The organism is Fenollaria massiliensis (assembly GCF_000312505.2).
In the GTDB taxonomy this organism is placed as follows: Bacteria; Bacillota; Clostridia; order Tissierellales; family Peptoniphilaceae; genus Fenollaria; species Fenollaria massiliensis.
The window spans coordinates 318,368-336,093 of sequence record NZ_HG326225.1 but is presented as its reverse complement, the minus strand read 5'-3'; the positions used below and the strand labels follow the sequence as shown (position 1 = coordinate 336,093).

The 17,726-nt window shown below is 36.0% G+C and carries 10 protein-coding genes; 9 read left to right on the top strand and 1 reads right to left on the bottom strand.

Translation table 11 applies throughout. The features are described from left to right. The first annotated feature begins 237 nt into the window (after positions 1–237). From rpoB to BN30_RS03390, 8 genes are all read left to right on the top strand, one after another. Positions 238–4,080 (top strand): DNA-directed RNA polymerase subunit beta, encoded by a 3,843-nt coding sequence (rpoB, locus tag BN30_RS03425; protein WP_019214113.1) that lies wholly within the window; start codon positions 238–240, stop codon positions 4,078–4,080. Between the two features lie 21 nt (positions 4,081–4,101). After that, positions 4,102–7,821 (top strand): DNA-directed RNA polymerase subunit beta', encoded by a 3,720-nt coding sequence (rpoC, locus tag BN30_RS03420; protein ID WP_019214112.1) that lies wholly within the window; start codon positions 4,102–4,104, stop codon positions 7,819–7,821. 145 nt (positions 7,822–7,966) lie between these two features. Next, positions 7,967–8,209 carry a ribosomal L7Ae/L30e/S12e/Gadd45 family protein gene (locus tag BN30_RS03415; RefSeq protein ID WP_019214111.1) on the top strand — a complete coding sequence of 81 codons (243 nt, stop codon included), beginning with the start codon at positions 7,967–7,969 and terminating at the stop codon, positions 8,207–8,209. Between the two features lie 23 nt (positions 8,210–8,232). Further along, positions 8,233–8,655, top strand: a complete 423-nt coding sequence (gene rpsL, locus BN30_RS03410) for a 30S ribosomal protein S12 (RefSeq protein WP_019214110.1) — start codon at positions 8,233–8,235, stop codon at positions 8,653–8,655. A 126-nt stretch (positions 8,656–8,781) separates the two neighbouring features. Continuing rightward, positions 8,782–9,252 carry a 30S ribosomal protein S7 gene (gene rpsG / locus BN30_RS03405; protein ID WP_019214109.1) on the top strand — a complete coding sequence of 157 codons (471 nt, stop codon included), beginning with the start codon at positions 8,782–8,784 and terminating at the stop codon, positions 9,250–9,252. 18 nt (positions 9,253–9,270) lie between these two features. Continuing rightward, positions 9,271–11,337, top strand: a complete 2,067-nt coding sequence (gene fusA / locus BN30_RS03400) for an elongation factor G (RefSeq protein ID WP_019214108.1) — start codon at positions 9,271–9,273, stop codon at positions 11,335–11,337. Between the two features lie 20 nt (positions 11,338–11,357). After that, positions 11,358–12,551, top strand: a complete 1,194-nt coding sequence (gene tuf / locus BN30_RS03395; RefSeq protein ID WP_019214107.1) for an elongation factor Tu — start codon at positions 11,358–11,360, stop codon at positions 12,549–12,551. A 229-nt stretch (positions 12,552–12,780) separates the two neighbouring features. After that, a complete protein-coding gene (locus BN30_RS03390; RefSeq protein WP_019214106.1) occupies positions 12,781–13,077 on the top strand; it encodes a hypothetical protein in 297 nt (98 codons plus the stop codon). Here BN30_RS03390 and BN30_RS10000 read toward each other — a convergent pair. Next, the gene (locus BN30_RS10000) at positions 13,025–13,531 is read right to left on the bottom strand and encodes a hypothetical protein (protein WP_154648831.1); all 507 of its coding nucleotides are present in this window, start codon (positions 13,529–13,531) and stop codon (positions 13,025–13,027) included. The two genes, BN30_RS03390 and BN30_RS10000, sit on opposite strands and share 53 nt — an antisense overlap. A 76-nt stretch (positions 13,532–13,607) precedes the next feature. On the opposite strand from BN30_RS10000, the gene BN30_RS09570 reads away from it, so the two are divergent. Beyond that, positions 13,608–17,654, top strand: a complete 4,047-nt coding sequence (locus tag BN30_RS09570) for a Cna B-type domain-containing protein (protein WP_019214104.1) — start codon at positions 13,608–13,610, stop codon at positions 17,652–17,654. Positions 17,655–17,726 lie beyond the last annotated feature (72 nt).

Here is a 17,726-nt window from a genome sequence, read left to right as displayed (position 1 = left end):
TAATTTAAAAGTCGATTTATGCGTGCTTTGATTTTTATAAAAATATTCGCAAGATAATCGTTTTAGCAATAATATAAAAAATTTTTAAATATTTATAAAAAAATGCTTGACATTTGCCTTGACTTATTATATAATTATAAATTGCATAATTAGGATTTAAAATGGGTTTTTATTCTCAAAATCTTAGTTTAGGGTACGACATATAGTAGGTTATTTTTATAAGGGGTGAATATTTGGATGCTACATCCTGTTGAAAACGGAAAAAGAACTAGAATGAGTTATTCTAGAATAAAAGAAGCTTGCGAGATGCCAAATTTTATTGAGGTGCAAACTGCATCGTTTGACTGGTTCTTAAAAGATGGTTTAAAGGAAGCTTTTGATGACATATCACCTATTGATGACAATGGTGGTAGCTTAGTATTGGAGTTTGTCAACTATACTATAGGCAAAGAATTAAAGTATACTGAAGAAGAGTCCAGAATAAAGGACACAAACTACAGTGCTCCTCTTAGAGCAAAGGTTAGACTAATTAATAAAGACACTGGAGAGGTTAAAGAGCAAGAAGTATTTATGGGAGATATACCTATCATGACTGATAAGGGTACTTTCATAATCAATGGTGGAGAAAGGGTTGTTGTTTCACAAGTCGTTCGTTCACCAGGCTGCTACTATAAGAAGGAAATCAATAAGAACGGCGAGCTTGATTACAGTGCAACTATCATACCAAACCGTGGTGCTTGGCTTGAATTTGAAACTGATGCAAGTGGCGCTTTATATGTAAAGATTGATAAGAACAGAAAAGTTATCATCACATCACTTCTTAGAGCTTTAGGAATTGTTTCTGATCTTGAAATTGTTGAAACATTAGGCGAAACTAATGATTTATTGACAACTCTTGAAAAAGATACTGCAAAGACTCAAGATGAGGCTTTGATTGAAATCTACAAGAGATTGAGGCCAGGTGAACCTGAGGCTGTTGATAGTGCGAAATCACTTCTTAATAATCTTTTCTTCGACCCTAAGAGATACGACCTAGCAAAAGTCGGAAGATATAAGTTTAACAAGAAGTTATCTATAGCAAGAAGGATTGAAAATCATAAACTTGCAGTAGATGCAGTTAACCCTATCACAGGCGAATTAATCTATGAAAAGGGCACTCTTCTTGATAGACCTATGGCGCAAAAGATTGAAGACAATTTTGTCAATACTATCGACATAGTTTTGGACAATGGTGAAGAAATCAGAGTCGTAGGTAATAACTTTGTTAAGCCAGAAGCTTTTGATACAAAAGTTAATTTTGAAGAGCTTGGACTTAAAGATAAAGTTTATGCACCATTGATGCACGAACTTATGGAAGAAGCCAAGGACGATGAAGAGCTTAAAAACTTAATCATAGAAAATATAAAAGAAATATATCCAAAGAGAATTGAAATTGATGACATAATCAGTTCAATCAACTACCAATTCAACCTAATGCGTGGCGTTGGTCAATTTGACAACATAGACCACCTAGGTAACAGACGTGTAAGAAGCGTTGGTGAACTTTTACAAAACCAATTCAGAATTGGTCTTTCCAGAATGGAGAGAGTTATTCGTGAAAGAATGACTACACAGGACCCTGAAGCAGCTACTCCTCAAAGTCTTATCAACATAAGACCAGTAGTTGCCTCACTAAAAGAGTTCTTTGGTTCATCACAACTTTCACAATTCATGGACCAAACTAACCCACTAAGTGAACTTACACATAAGAGAAAGATGTCAGCTTTAGGACCTGGAGGACTTTCAAGAGACAGAGCAGGTTTTGAAGTAAGAGATATCCATAACTCACAATACGCTAGAATGTGCCCTATAGAGACACCAGAAGGACCAAATATCGGTCTTATCACATCACTTGCATCATTCGCAAGGATCAATGAATATGGTTTTATCGAAGCGCCTTATAGAAAGGTAGAAAAAGGTACAGGAAAAGTTACTGATGAGATTGAATACATCAGTGCTGACATTGAAGACGAGTGCATCATAGCTCAAACAAACGAACCAATTGATGAAAAAGGTTACTTTAAAAACGACATCATCGTTGCTAGAAGTAAGGCTGAAAACGATACTTTGATGGATATGTTCAGAAAAGAAGAAATCGATTACATGGACGTTTCTCCTAGACAAATAGTTTCGGTTGGTACAGCGATGATACCTTTCTTGGAAAATGACGACGCGACCCGTGCACTAATGGGTTCAAACATGCAAAGACAGGCAGTTCCGCTACTTATGACAGAAGCACCAATCGTTGCGACTGGTATTGAGTATAAGGCTGCTAAGGACTCAGGTGTATGTGTTGTTGCGAAAAACGACGGTATCGTTAAAAAAGTTGATGCAAAGAGCATAGTTATTGAAAATAAAGACAAAAACATTGATTCATATAAGTTAATCAAATTTACAAGCTCTAACCAAGGCACTACTATTAACCAAAGACCTATAGTTCAAGCGGGCGAAAAGGTTAAGAAGGGCGATGTAATTGCGGACGGACCAAGCACTAACCTTGGTGAAATGTCATTAGGAAAGAACATCTTAGTAGCGTTTATGACTTGGGAAGGCTATAATTACGAAGACGCGATACTAATTAACGAAAGACTTGTTTATGAAGATGTATTAACATCAATTCACATAGAAGAATACGAATCAGAATCAAGAGATACAAAGCTTGGACCTGAAGAGATTACTAGAGATATACCAAACACTAGTGATGAACTACTAAAGAACCTTGACAAAGACGGTATCATCAGGATTGGCGCTGAAGTTAAAGCTGGAGACATCTTAGTTGGTAAAGTTACTCCTAAGGGAGAAAAGGATTTACCTGCTGAAGAAAGACTGTTAAGGGCTATATTCGGAGAAAAATCAAGAGAAGTAAGAGATACATCTCTTAAGGTACCTCACGGTGAAGCAGGCATAGTAGTTGACGTTAAGGAATTTACAAGGGAAAATGCTGACGAGCTTGCTCCTGGCGTAAATAGAATGGTTAGAGTATATATCGCTACTAAGAGAAAGATCTCTGTAGGGGACAAGATGTGCGGTAGACACGGTAACAAGGGTGTCATCTCAAGAATACTTCCTGAAGAAGACATGCCATACTTACCAGACGGCACACCACTACAAATCCTACTAAACCCAATGGGTGTACCATCTCGTATGAACCTTGGACAAGTACTTGAAGTTCACTTGGGTATGGCAGCTAAAAAGCTTGGTATGTACGTTTCAACACCTGTATTTGACGGTGCTAACGAAAACGATATACTTGAAGCACTTGACAAAGCAGGATATCCAAAGAGCGGTAAGATTTATCTAAGAGACGGTAGAACAGGAAAATTATTTGATAATCCAGTAACAGTTGGTTACATGTATATGCTTAAGCTTCACCACTTGGTTGACGAAAAGATCCACGCAAGAAGCATTGGTCCTTACTCACTAGTTACTCAACAACCACTAGGCGGTAAAGCACAATTTGGTGGACAAAGATTCGGGGAAATGGAAGTTTGGGCTCTTGAAGGTTATGGTGCAAGCCATGTTCTTCAAGAAATACTAACTGTTAAGTCCGATGATATCAATGGCCGTGTTAAGACATATGAAGCCATAGTTAAAGGAAAGAATATTCCAGAACCAGGTATACCTGAATCATTCAAGGTATTAGTAAAAGAACTTCAAAGTTTACTTCTTGACGTTAAGGTCCTTGACCAAGATGACAATGAAATGGAACTTGATGATGAAGATGATTTCATGAACGAAAGAGAAATCATTGCTGGCGACTTCAAGAGCATGGATACTGATTACAAGGATGATGAAGAATTTGTTAACTTCTTCGATGAAGAATCATCAAAGGGCTTAAATGACGATGATGAAGAAGATTTAGACGAAGAAGATTTTGATGATGAAACAGATGAAGACCTTGAAGAAGATATAGAAGAAAATTTAGATGAAATAGACGATATAGATGAAGAGGATTTGGACATGGACGACGATCTAGACATAGGCAGCGACATCGACGAGATTGATGAAGACCTAGATCTAGATGACGATAGTTCTTTGTAGAAAGACAAGGAGGAAGGTAATTTGTTCGAATTAAATAAATTTAACAGTATTCAAATAGGCCTTGCATCAAGCCAAGACATCAGAGCATGGTCTAAGGGAGAAGTTAAAAAACCAGAAACAATAAATTACAGAACATTAAAGCCAGAAGCAGAAGGCTTGTTCTGTGAAAAGATATTTGGACCTGTAAAAGACTGGACTTGTCACTGCGGTAAATACAACAAGATTAGATATAAAGGCATGATATGCGATAAGTGCGGCGTTGAAATTACAAGAGCAAAAGTAAGACGTGAGAGGATGGGCCACATTGAATTAGCTAGTCCATGTACACATATTTGGTACCTTAAGGGAACACCTTCAAGGATAGCCATAGTACTAGACGTTTCACCAAAAGAGCTTGAACACGTTGTGTATTTTGCTTCATATATAGTTATGGATCCAGGCAAAACTGGCTTAAAATATAAACAAATTTTAAATGAACAAGAATATTCAGAAGCTATAGAAATGTTTGGATATGGTTCATTTGATGCTAGGATGGGCGCAGAAGCAATACTTGAGCTGCTTAAAGCCATAGACCTAGATAAAGAAGCAGAAGAATTAACAGAAGAGCTTGAAGGAGCATCCACACAAAAGAAGATCAAAGTTTTAAGAAAGCTTGAAACTATTGAATCATTCAGACAATCAGGAAACAGACCTGAGTGGATGGTTATCGAAGCACTTCCAGTTATACCACCAGATTTAAGACCTATGGTTCAACTAGATGGCGGTAGATTTGCGACAAGCGATTTAAACGATTTATATAGAAGAGTTATCAACAGAAACAACAGACTTAGAAGACTTCTTGAACTATCAGCACCAGAAATCATTACAAGAAACGAAAAGAGAATGCTTCAAGAAGCTGTCGACGCATTGATTGATAACGGTAGACGCGGTAGAGCTGTAACTGGCCCTGGTAACAGACCACTTAAGTCTCTATCTGATATGATAAAGGGTAAACAAGGTAGATTTAGACAAAACTTACTAGGTAAGAGAGTTGACTACTCAGGTAGATCTGTAATTGTTGTAGGACCTAAGCTAAAGTTCTACCAATGCGGCCTTCCTAAGATGATGGCACTAGAACTATTCAAGCCATTCGTAATGAGAAGACTTGTTGAAACAGGTAAGGCTCACAACATCAAGAGCGCTAAGAGAATGGTAGAGAGAGCTAAATCAGATATTTGGGACGTACTTGAATACGTTATCAAAGATCACCCAGTATTACTAAACAGAGCACCGACTCTTCACAGACTTGGTATTCAAGCCTTTGAACCAGTTTTAGTTGAAGGTAAGGCTATCAAGCTACATCCGTTAGTATGTTCAGCATATAACGCGGACTTCGACGGCGACCAAATGGCGGTTCACTTGCCATTATCAATAGAAGCACAAGCAGAAGCAAGACTATTAATGCTTTCAATTAACAACATTTTGGCACCAAAAGATGGTAAACCAATTTCAATACCATCACAAGACATGGTACTAGGCTGCTACTACATGACACTTGATATAGAAGGAAGTAAGGGCTCTGGCCACATCTTTGAAGATTATGATGAGATGATTAAGGCTTATCAACTTGGACTTATAGATTTGCATGCAAAAGTTAAGGTTAGAGTAAAACTTAATGAAGAAGACAGAGGTAAACTTGTTGAATCAACAGTTGGTAGATTCATTCTTAATAAGAAGATACCTCAAGACCTTGGTTTTGTAAATAGAGATAAAGATCCATACTCACTTGAAATAGATAAGGTAGTTTCAAAGAAGACTCTGGGAACTATACTTGATAAGTGCTATCAAAAGCACGGTAACATCGTTACTAGCAAGCTTTTAGACCATATTAAATCAACTGGTTACAAGCACTCAACACTTTCAGCAGTATCTATATCCATGGCGGACGTTGTAGTTCCTAAGGAAAAAACTGCTTTAATTGAAAAAGCTCAAAAAGAAGTTGAAAAATACGAAAAAGTTTATAGAGAAGGTTTCATGACTGAAGAAGAAAGATACGAAGGCGTTATCAATATTTGGAACGGCATCACTGATGAAGTTACTGAAGCGCTTATGAAATCAATAGATCCGCTAAACAATATCTTCATCATGGCTGACTCTGGAGCCAGAGGTAGTAAGAACCAAATCCGTCAATTAGGCGGTATGCGTGGTCTGATGGCATCATCAACTGGTAAGACAGTAGAAATCCCTATCAAGTCAAACTTTAGAGAGGGACTATCAGTATTAGAGTTCTTCCTATCATCACACGGTTCTAGAAAGGGTCTATCAGATATCGCCTTAAAGACAGCGGACTCTGGTTACCTAACAAGAAGATTAGTTGACGTATCACAAGATGTTATAGTTACTGAAGACGATTGCCATACTGATGAAGGACATACTGTTAGAACTATAAGAGATGGCAAAGAAATTCTTGAAGAGCTAGAAGAAAGACTTATCGGTAGATACGCTTTTGAAGATGTAATAAACCCTAAAGATGGTTCAATCATAGTTAAGAAAGACGAGCTTATCGATGAAGATACAGCTCACTTCATCCAAGAAATTGGTATAGAAGAAGTTAAGGTAAGAAGCGTTCTTACTTGTCAAACTAAGCACGGCGTTTGCGCTAAGTGCTATGGAAGAAACCTTGCTACAGGAAACAATGTTAATATTGGTGAATCAGTTGGTATCATCGCCGCTCAATCAATAGGTGAGCCAGGTACACAGCTTACAATGAGAAACTTCCACTCAGGTGGGGTTGCCAACGCAGATGACATCACTCAAGGTCTTCCAAGAGTTGAAGAGCTTTTCGAAGCTAGAAAACCAAAAGGACAAGCACAAATCGCTCAAATTTCAGGTATTGTATCAATAAATGAAGACGATCCACAACAAAGAATTGTTGTCATAACAGATGACAAAGAAGGCACAGCAGTTGAACATCCTGTTAATTATGCAGCAAGACTTAAAGTTCATGAAGGCGACTACATCGAAAAAGGTAAAGAAATCACAGAAGGTAACGCATCACCTCAAGAAATTATGAAAGTTCTTGGCGTAGAAGGTGTTGAAGACTATATAATAAAAGAAGTTCAAAGAGTATATAGAATGACAGGTATCGATATCAATGACAAACACATTGAAATCATCTGTAAACAAATGCTTAAGAAAGTTAGGATAGAAGCACAAAATGATTCTTCATTCTTGCCAGGAGCACTTGTAAATATATATGACTTCATTCACGAAAACAAAAAACTTAAAGAAGAAGGTAAAATACCAGCAGAAGGTAAGAGAATACTTCTTGGTATATCTAAGTCATCACTAGCGACAGATTCATTCTTATCAGCAGCTTCATTCCAAGAAACAACAAGAGTTTTAACAGAAGCAGCTATCAGAGGCAAGAAAGATGAGTTAGTAGGACTTAAGGAAAACGTTATCATAGGTAAGATCATACCAGCAGGTACAGGCATGCTTAAGTATAGAAACATCAAAGTTAAAGAAGACGAAACAGTTTTGAAAAAACAAATGGAAGAAGAACTTAAAAGAAAGAGAAGAGAGATAGACGACACAAACTTGTTTAAAGACTTTGATGAAGATGAAAGAGAAAAGAAATCTAAGAAGACAGAAGAAACTGGTGAAGAAAGCACAGATGCATCTGATACTATCGAACTAGATAAAATTATTAAAGATTTACTAAACGAAGAAAAAGAAAAAAAGTCTTCTAAAGACAATTAAATAATTAAATGATTAAATAATGCTAAGAAAGTCAAGATATTTTGTTAAAACGCACAAAAATATCTTGACTTTTTTCGTAATGCGTGGTACAATTCAGTTATGCGTGAAAGTTCACGCTATTAATAGAGCTAAAGGAGGATGCTTAATGGATACCGACACCTTGGGGCCTAGCAGTGTAGTTGGGTTTAAACAGGTAATAAGAGGGCTAAAATCTAATTTATTTAAACAAGTTTTTATCGCTCTTGATGCAGATAAGCATATTAAAACACTTATCGAAGAAGAGGCAGATAAAAAATCTGTAGATGTTGTTTATATAAACACAAAAGAAGAGTTAGGAAAGCTCTGTGGTATTGAAATAAATGCAGCTGCCGCTGCTTTATTAAAATAATTTTTATGTAAGGAGGTGCTTTGATGCCAACGATTAATCAATTGATCAGAAAAGGAAGATCAAAAGTAGTTTACAAATCTAAATCACCAGCTTTAGATACAACTTATAACTCACTTAAGAAGAGACAATCTTTAGTAAATGCTCCACAAAAAAGAGGAGTATGTGTTGCTGTAAAGACAGTTACACCTAAGAAGCCAAACTCTGCCTTAAGAAAAGTTGCTAAAGTTAGACTAGTTAACGGATATGAAGTTTCAGCTTACATCCCAGGAATTGGTCACAACTTACAAGAACACAGTGTTGTTCTTATAAGAGGTGGAAGAGTAAAAGACCTTCCCGGCGTACGTTACCACATAATTAGAGGAACATTAGATACTGCCGGAGTTGAAAACAGAAAACAAAGTAGGTCTAAATACGGTTCTAAGAAACCTAAAGAAGAAAAGAAGTAAAAAAAATTATTTAGTCGTTGAAATGCAAAGCATTAAATAGATGATGAGCATTTTGGCGCTAGACGGCTTTTAGAGATTTGCCGAGTACCAATGAATCTACTAAGATAGTTAAGGAGGGAAGAAAAAGTGCCAAGAAAAGGACACGTGCCTAAACGTGAAGTAATGCCCGATGCAAGATACAATGATGTTGTAGTTACAAAATTAATAAACTCAATCATGCTTGACGGCAAAAAAGGCTTAGCTCAAAGCATAGTTTACGGGGCATTTGATATAGTTGCAGAAAAGACAGGTGAAGACGCTCTTGAACAATTCTACAAGGCTATGAATAACATCATGCCAGTACTAGAAGTTAAAGCAAGACGTATTGGTGGTGCTAACTACCAAGTTCCGTTGGAAGTAAGACCTGAAAGAAGACAAACTTTAGCAATTAGATGGTTAGTACAATACTCCAGAGCAAGAGGAGAAAAGACTATGGTCGAAAGATTAGCTAAAGAGTTGATGGATGCAGCCAATGGACAAGGTGCTTCTGTTAAGAAGAGAGAAGAAGTTCATAGAATGGCTGAAGCAAATAAAGCATTTGCACATTATAGATATTAATAATAAGGGGGAAAACTTGTGCCAAGAGAAATTGCACTAAAAGATGTCAGAAACATCGGTATTATGGCGCACATTGACGCAGGTAAAACAACCACTACAGAAAGAATTCTTTATTATACAGGAAAGATTCATAAGATAGGAGAAACTCACGAAGGCGCTGCTACCATGGACTTCATGGTTCAAGAGCAAGAAAGAGGTATCACTATCGGTTCAGCAGCAACAACATGTTACTGGAAGAATCATAGAATCAATATCATAGATACACCGGGCCACGTTGACTTTACAGTAGAAGTTGAACGTTCCCTAAGAGTTCTAGACGGTGCGGTTGCTTTATATGACGCTAAGGGGGGAGTTGAACCTCAAAGCGAGACTGTATGGCGTCAAGCTGATAAATACGGTGTACCTAGACTTGCATTTGTTAATAAAATGGACGTTGTAGGTGCAAACTTTGACAGAACACTAAAGATGATGAGAGAAAGATTAAACGCTCATCCAATAGCTGTTCAATTGCCAATAGGCAAAGAAGATACATTTAAAGGTATCATAGACTTAATCTCAATGAAAGCTGAATTATACGAAGACGATCTAGGAACTATCATTCAAGAATCAGATATTCCAGAAGATTTAGTAGAAACAGCTCAAAAATATAGAGAAGAAATGATCGAAGAAATCGCTGATTTCGACGAGGAAGTTATGGAACTATACCTAGGCGGTGAAGACGTTCCTAACGATATGATTAAAAAAGTATTAAGAAGAGAATGTGTTGCTAACCAAGTAACACCAGTTCTATGCGGTAGTGCATACAAGAACAAGGGTGTACAATTCCTTCTAGATGCTATAATTGATTATTTACCATCACCTATCGATATACCACCAGTTACAGGTACAGATAGAGATGGAGAAATAATTGAAAGAGAATCAGCAGATGATGCTCCATTAGCAGCATTAGCATTTAAGATCGTTACAGACCCATTCGTTGGTAAACTTGCTTATGCAAGAATTTACTCAGGTGTTCTAAAGAGCGGTTCTTATGTATTTAACTCATCAAAGGGTAAGAGAGAAAGAATCGGACGTATCGTATTAATGCATGCTGACAAGAGAGAAGAAATTGAAGAAGCTTACGCAGGATCAATCGTTGCTATAGTAGGTTTAAAAGTTACAGGTACAGGTGATACACTATGTGCTGAAGACAAACCAATCATACTAGAAAACATGGAATTCCCAGAACCAGTTATCTCAGTAGCGATAGAACCAAAGACAAAAGCTTCACAAGATAAGATGACTCAAGCTTTATTAAAGCTTGCTGAAGAAGACCCAACATTTAAGACATATACAGATGAAGAAACAGGTCAAACAATCATCGCCGGCATGGGCGAACTTCACCTAGAAATCATTGTAGACAGACTTTTAAGAGAGTTCAAAGTAGAAGCAAACGTTGGTAATCCACAAGTTGCTTACAAAGAATCAATCAAGTCAACTGCAGAAGGCGAAGGTAAATACGTTAAACAATCAGGTGGTCGTGGACAATACGGTCACGCTAGAATCAGAATCGAACCTCAACCAGCAGGAAAAGGTTACGAATTCGTTAACGCAATCGTTGGTGGAGCTATTCCAAAAGAATACATTGGACCAGTTGATCAAGGTATACAAGAAGCATTACAATCAGGTATCATAGCTGGTTATCCAGTACTTGACGTAAAAGTAACTTTATACGATGGTTCATACCACGAAGTCGACTCATCAGAAATGGCATTTAAGATTGCCGGTTCTATGGCAATAAAAGATGCTCTTAAGAAAGCATCACCTACACTTCTTGAACCTATGATGAAAGTTGAAGTAACAACTCCTGAAGAATACATGGGAGATGTAATCGGAGACTTAAACTCAAGAAGAGGTAGAATTGAAGGTATGGAACTTGATAACGGAGCACAACACGTTAGAGCATTCGTTCCACTTTCAGAAATGTTTGGATATGCAACAAGCCTTAGAAGTAACACACAAGGTAGAGCTAACTACTCAATGCAATTCGATCACTACGATCCAGTTCCAAACAGCATATTAGAAAAAGTCATTGGAAATAAATAATTTTTTATAGGAGGTAAAAAATGGCTAAACAAAAATTTGAAAGAACAAAACCACATGTTAACATTGGTACAATCGGTCACGTTGACCACGGTAAAACAACATTAACAGCAGCTATAACATTAGTACTAAATAAGAGAAATGGTACAGGAGAATTTATTGATTATGCAAATATCGATAAGGCTCCAGAAGAAAGAGCAAGAGGTATAACAATTAATACTTCTCACGTTGAATATGAAACAGCTAAGAGACACTATGCACACGTTGACTGCCCAGGCCACGCCGACTATGTAAAGAACATGATCACTGGTGCTGCTCAAATGGACGGTGCTATCCTAGTAGTATCTGCAGCTGACGGTCCAATGCCTCAAACAAGAGAACACATTCTTCTTGCAAGACAAGTAGGCGTTCCTAAGATTGCTGTATTCTTAAACAAAGAAGACCAAGTAGACGACCCAGAACTTATCGAATTAGTAGAAATGGAAGTTAGAGAACTTCTTAACGAATACGATTTCGACGGAGATAACACTCCAATCGTTGTAGGTTCAGCTCTTAAAGCTCTTGAAGATCCAGACGGACCTTGGGGAGATAAGATCATTAAACTTATGGATGAAGTTGACGAATACATTCCTCAACCAGAAAGAGCTACAGATCAACCATTCCTAATGCCAGTAGAAGATATCTTCTCAATCACTGGTAGAGGTACAGTTGCTACAGGTAGAGTAGAAAGAGGTACAGTTAAGGTTGGAGATACAGTTGAACTAGTTGGTTTAACTACTGAAACTAGAGACGTAGTAGTAACAGGCGTTGAAATGTTCCACAAACTACTAGACCAAGCAGAAGCTGGAGATAACATTGGTCTATTACTAAGAGGTGTTCAAAGAAACGAAATCGAAAGAGGTCAAGTACTTGCTGCACCTAAGACAATCAAACCACACACTAAATTTAAAGCAGAAGTTTACGTTTTAACTAAAGAAGAAGGTGGACGTCATACTCCATTCTTCAACGGTTACAGACCGCAATTCTATTTCAGAACTACAGACGTTACTGGTAACATCACACTAGAAGACGGAGTAGAAATGGTAATGCCTGGTGATAACGCTAGATTTAACATCGAACTTATCACACCTATCGCTATTGAAAAAGGACTTAAGTTCGCTATCAGAGAAGGCGGTAGAACAGTAGGTGCCGGAGTTGTATCTGAAATTATCGAATAATTTCGAATAATATAATTTAGATATATTATTAAAGAGAGCTGAAAGGCTCTCTTTTTTATGCATTTTGCTTTATTAATTAAAAGTTTTATATTATTATAAGAAAAATGCCTAGAAACCTTGAAATGTATCTCTAAAAGGTATATAATAAAAGTGTATAGTATAAATATTTATTTATACCATACATAATGCAAAGAAAATTTGCAAATACTAAAAGAAAGGAGGGAGAGAAATGAAAAAACTAAATGTAATTTTGTTAACATTGTTTTTAAGCATAGTACTTTTAGCCCAAGTTAACCTTATGGCAATGGATGAAGACACAGTAAAGACAGAAGAGCCAAAGACAGTAGTTTCAGAAAGTACTCTCCAAGTTAATGAAGGAGGAAAGACAGCTGAAGAATTGCCAGCTGAAAAAACAGAAGAAATTAAAAAGGAAGGAAGTAAAGAAGCGAGCACTCCAAGTGAAGAAGAAACCACTAAAACAGTAGATGAAAAAGTCGACATGGGGGGGTACCAAGCTCTAATATAGATAAAAACAAGTCTGAAGAGCCTGAAGCTAAAAAACCTTCCGAAGTTAAAGAAGAAAAGGATGAAAAATCAGAAGAAAAGAAAGATGATGAAGCAGAAGTAAAGACAGAAGAAGAAAAGAAGCCAGAAGAAACAAAAGATGCTGAAGGCAAAAAAGAAGAAAAAGCTAAAGAAAGCACAGAAGAAAAGACTGAAGAAAAGAAAGAAGAAAAAGCAGAAGAAGGCAAAGGCACAGAAACAAATGCAAAAGAGTTAAAGGCTGGTGAAACACTAGAAATATCTGAATTAGCAGAAAACCCCATAGCTTTAGGAGCAGGACAAGGTAGTGGAGAAGAAAATGTTGTTGAAGTAAGTAGTTTTGACGATTTAAAAAGAGAAATAGAAAGTGCTAACAACGGAGTAAAAAAGACTATAATAATTACTACTACTATAGAAATTGAACGTACAATTATCATACCAGCAGGTGCTGATATTGTATTAACATCAGCAGATACTACAGAAGTAAAACCTATCGGTGAAGATAAAATTGAAATGCCGAATGATAGTGACGACATGGAGAGAAGACAAGAGCTTGTTAAAGAAGCAGAAGCTAAAGGTGAAAAAGCTCTTGAAGATACAGATTTAGAAAAGAATCCATTGCCAAATGTTAAGGTTATTTTAAAAAGGGCAGAAACTTTTTTGGCAACTTTATTTAAAGTCGAAAAAGGAGCTACGTTAACTTTAGGAAAAGATAACAAGGATCCATTATTTATTGACGGAAATAAAGATGTTAAAACAAATTTAAAGGCATCTTTTATCGAAGTTAATGGCGAACTTATTATGAACGGCGGATTTATTGCTAATGGAAATAATGAATGCGCTAATTCTGCACCTATTTATGTTCATGATAAAGCCACATTCACTATGAATGGTGGCCGGATTACCTCTAATAAGAATATTTGTTATGAGCGAAATAAAGATGGATCATGGTTAGGCGAATATTTCGCAACAGGTGGAGTTTATATAGAAGAAGGGGGATCTTATACTTTAAATGCTGGTAGTATAGACAACAATGTAGCTACTGTTGGAGGTGTATTTTTAGGTAATTTAAATACAGATAAAATTAACCATAAGGAAAAGGCAAAGTTTACAATGAATGGTGGACTAATTGCGAATAATAAGCTTGTTGAAGTTGACGGATTTGTAATTAAAAACTATGGCGGTGCTGTTCATGTGGATTCTAATTCTGAATTTATATTAGAAAATGGTATATTAGCTGGAAATGCTTCTTACCATGGAGGAGCTGTAGCTGTTAATGACAATTACAATAACGGTTATAGTTATAAAAAATATGCCAATACTAACACTGATTTATATGAAAATTATGTTAAGTATGCTGGAGCTTATTACACTCAAAAAGGCGGTTTAATTTATAAAAATATTGCCAAGTTAAAAGGTAATGACATGTTTACAGGTGCAGGCGGAGGTTTATATATAAATTCATCTACTGCTGAATTAAAAGGCGGATATATATTAAATAATAAGTCAGATCATGAGGGTGGAGGCATATACCTTTCATTAACACCATGTAAACTAACGCTAAAAAATACTTTAATAACAAAAAATAGAGCTGTTAATAATAATAAAACTCTGAATCTACTAAGCCCAGGAGAAGGCGGCGGATATTGGAACTGTCCAGAAGGTGATGATATAATTGAAGATTATCACTCACTTTACATTTTCGAAAATGAAGCACTTTATAATGGAGCAGACATCCATACAGGATATAAAGCAGATGATTTTAAACTAAATGGAGTCGATAAAAAGTTTATCTCTAGAATTTCACCAATTACTGAATATGGTAATATTATTAAGTATATCGATGATATCAAAAATGAAGATCCTAAGTGGATGTATAACACTAATGAAGCGATAAACATAAAAGCTCAATATGATGCTAAAACAAAAAATGAAGCTTGGACAAATTCTAGCCTATTTATTATGGGCAATGAATCTGATAGAGGAGCTGGTATTGGATCAAATGCAGATATTTATTCACCAGGAAAACCAAAAAACAACAAGGTCATTATTGAGAAGAAATGGGATAAGTCCGTTCCGGAAGATAAGATACCAAAGAGCATTTGGGTCGACCTATATATAGGTGATAAAAAGTACGCGGAAGTTGAATTAAGTAAAAAAAATAACTGGATCTATATGTTTGAAAATTTACCTTTTACATCTGAAGAACTTGCAGCAAAGGGACTTAAATATAAGCTTAAAGAAAGAAGCGATGATTTCTATTCAGTTATTGAAGAATCTGATAAAACTTTTTTAGAAGTGGAAAGAATTTGGGCTAATTATAGCAGCACTATTGATCCAAAGCCAAATGATGCAAACCACAGCGAAAAAATCATCTTTGTTTATAAAGATAAGAATGGTAAAGAGATTAAAAGAGAAGATATTGGAATAAGTAATTTAAAAAAAGATGGTAAAAAGTGGACCGGACTGTTAAATAATGATTTATTTGCAGGCCTTAAAAATCTTGATAATGTCACTATCACTTATCACAGCTTTTATAAACCTTATAAATGGCAAGGATATTATGGTTTAGATGGAAATTCTGACTGGGATGGCTCCGGCCCTTGGCATGAAGCGTATGTGCTTGAAAAAGCAGATGGAAGAATTGAAATTCAGCTTCCATATATCTGGACTCAATATCTGAATGGTGTGGGAAGAACACAAGATTCCTCTAAAAATAAATCAGGATATAGACTTAATTTAGTGACAAATCATACATTAACTCTTACCAACTATCCATATTCTGAAATACCAGTAGAAAAAAATTGGGATGAAACAGTTAAAAAAGAAGACATTCCAGATTCTGTTAATGTCTATCTATTAAAAGACGGCAAGAGATTTATTGACAGAAACGGCAAGGATCGTGTTATTACACTATCTAAAGCCAATGGATGGAAAGGTAAATTTGAAAAATTACCTTATTTTGAATTAGAAGGCATGGGCTTTGAGCATTACTGGGTAAAGGAAGATTCGGAAATCTTTATTCCGCTTGTTAAAGTTAAAGGAAAACCTTATATAGATGTTTTTGTTGAAAGAATACAAGAACTAGCTAACGGATATAAGATTAACGATGAGGACTATGCCGGTGGCGTTTATAGAATTGAATATATTCCTGTAGAAGTCCACCATGGAAATAAAGTTGATAAATTTAATCTTACATTCCATCCAAAAGATCCACAAGTTCTAATTCTTGGAGGTCCAGTTACAGGAGAGAAAAAGTTTTTAGCTGATCTGAAAATTCCTGAAGATAAAAATATAGTAATTAAGACATACTATGACAAGGATGGAAAACCATTCCCAAGGAATCTAGGAAAATTTGAAGCAAATTGGGAAAAACAATATAACAAAGGTGCGTACACTCTTAAGCTTGTAGAAGAAAATGGCAAACTAGTTCTTTATGTACCTAAGTTAACACCAAAAAATATGGATGAAAATTTACTTGATGTTAAAGCTAGAGTTGTTGGTAATCAACCATATTTTGAACTTACAAACTACTACCTACCAAAACATCGTATTGAAGTTGAAAAAGTTTGGGATACAGAAAACACTGAGTCTATCCCTAAAAATCTTAAGATCAAGATAAAAGGTAAGTATGTTGATAAAGAAATAACTCTTACACCTGAAAATTGGAAATATTTTGAAGAATTTTTAGGCAAAGGGGTTTTATCTACAAATAACTACGAATTTACCGAAGAAGAACTTGCAAATTTCAACGGTTCTCAAGCAATAGAAACAACCATGGAATTCGAGGCAAAAGACAAAACTGTAAAATTCTATGATGCAGACAAGAAAGAAATAACAAAAGATGAGTTTTTAGGCTTGATAAAAGGTAAAAAATATTCATTTGAACTTAAAGAAGCAGTCGAAGATAAAGCTGAAGTAGAAATAAAATACGATGCAGATGGAAACATGGTTATCGTATATCCAGTTGATGTAGTGATTACAGAAGTTGCTCAAGTTAAATTTACTAATACAGAAATACCACCTGAACCACCTACACCAAGAAAGACATTTGTCAGAGTTAGAAAAGTTTGGCAAGCTCTTGGCGAAACTAAAGATATAAAAGTTGAGCTTTATATCAATGGCGAAGCGAGCGGAAAATTCCTTACTTTAAATGAAGCAAATGACTGGAGCGCAAGCTTTACAAATCTTGACATTGAAGATGATATGGGTAACCAATACATCTATACTGTTAAGGAAGTAGGCGAAAAGGACAAGATATACACTATTGACGAAAGAAAGTTTGAAGTTAGCTACTCTGGTGATATGTACGATGGATTTACTATATTAAATAAAGAAGTACCACCGGAAGAACCACCAACACCAGAAGAACCACCAGAAAATCCTGAAGAACCTGAACCAGAACCACCAACACCACCAACACCACCAACACCACCAGAAGAACACATAATACCAAAGACTGGCGTTAGTGAAGATGTTTTAGGAATCTTCTTAGCTTTAATGATATTAATCGGACTTGTGTTTATCAAGAAAAAGTATATTTTGAAAAAAAGTAAATAGTTTAAACGATTTATTTAAAAGTATCTGTTAGGCGTGTCCTGGCAGATATTTTTTTATAAAAAATAGTAGGAA

Bases quoted from the DNA above. Each gene is read 5' to 3' on its own strand.
- BN30_RS10000 (WP_154648831.1), bottom strand. From the start codon at position 13,531: ATGATAATTGTACGTTCAATTTCTATAGTAGTAGTAATTATTATAGTC.
- rpsL (WP_019214110.1), top strand. From the start codon at position 8,233: ATGCCAACGATTAATCAATTGATCAGAAAAGGAAGATCAAAAGTAGTT.
- rpoB (WP_019214113.1), top strand. From the start codon at position 238: ATGCTACATCCTGTTGAAAACGGAAAAAGAACTAGAATGAGTTATTCT.
- BN30_RS03415 (WP_019214111.1), top strand. From the start codon at position 7,967: ATGGATACCGACACCTTGGGGCCTAGCAGTGTAGTTGGGTTTAAACAG.
- tuf (WP_019214107.1), top strand. From the start codon at position 11,358: ATGGCTAAACAAAAATTTGAAAGAACAAAACCACATGTTAACATTGGT.
- BN30_RS09570 (WP_019214104.1), top strand. From the start codon at position 13,608: ATGCCGAATGATAGTGACGACATGGAGAGAAGACAAGAGCTTGTTAAA.
- BN30_RS03390 (WP_019214106.1), top strand. From the start codon at position 12,781: ATGAAAAAACTAAATGTAATTTTGTTAACATTGTTTTTAAGCATAGTA.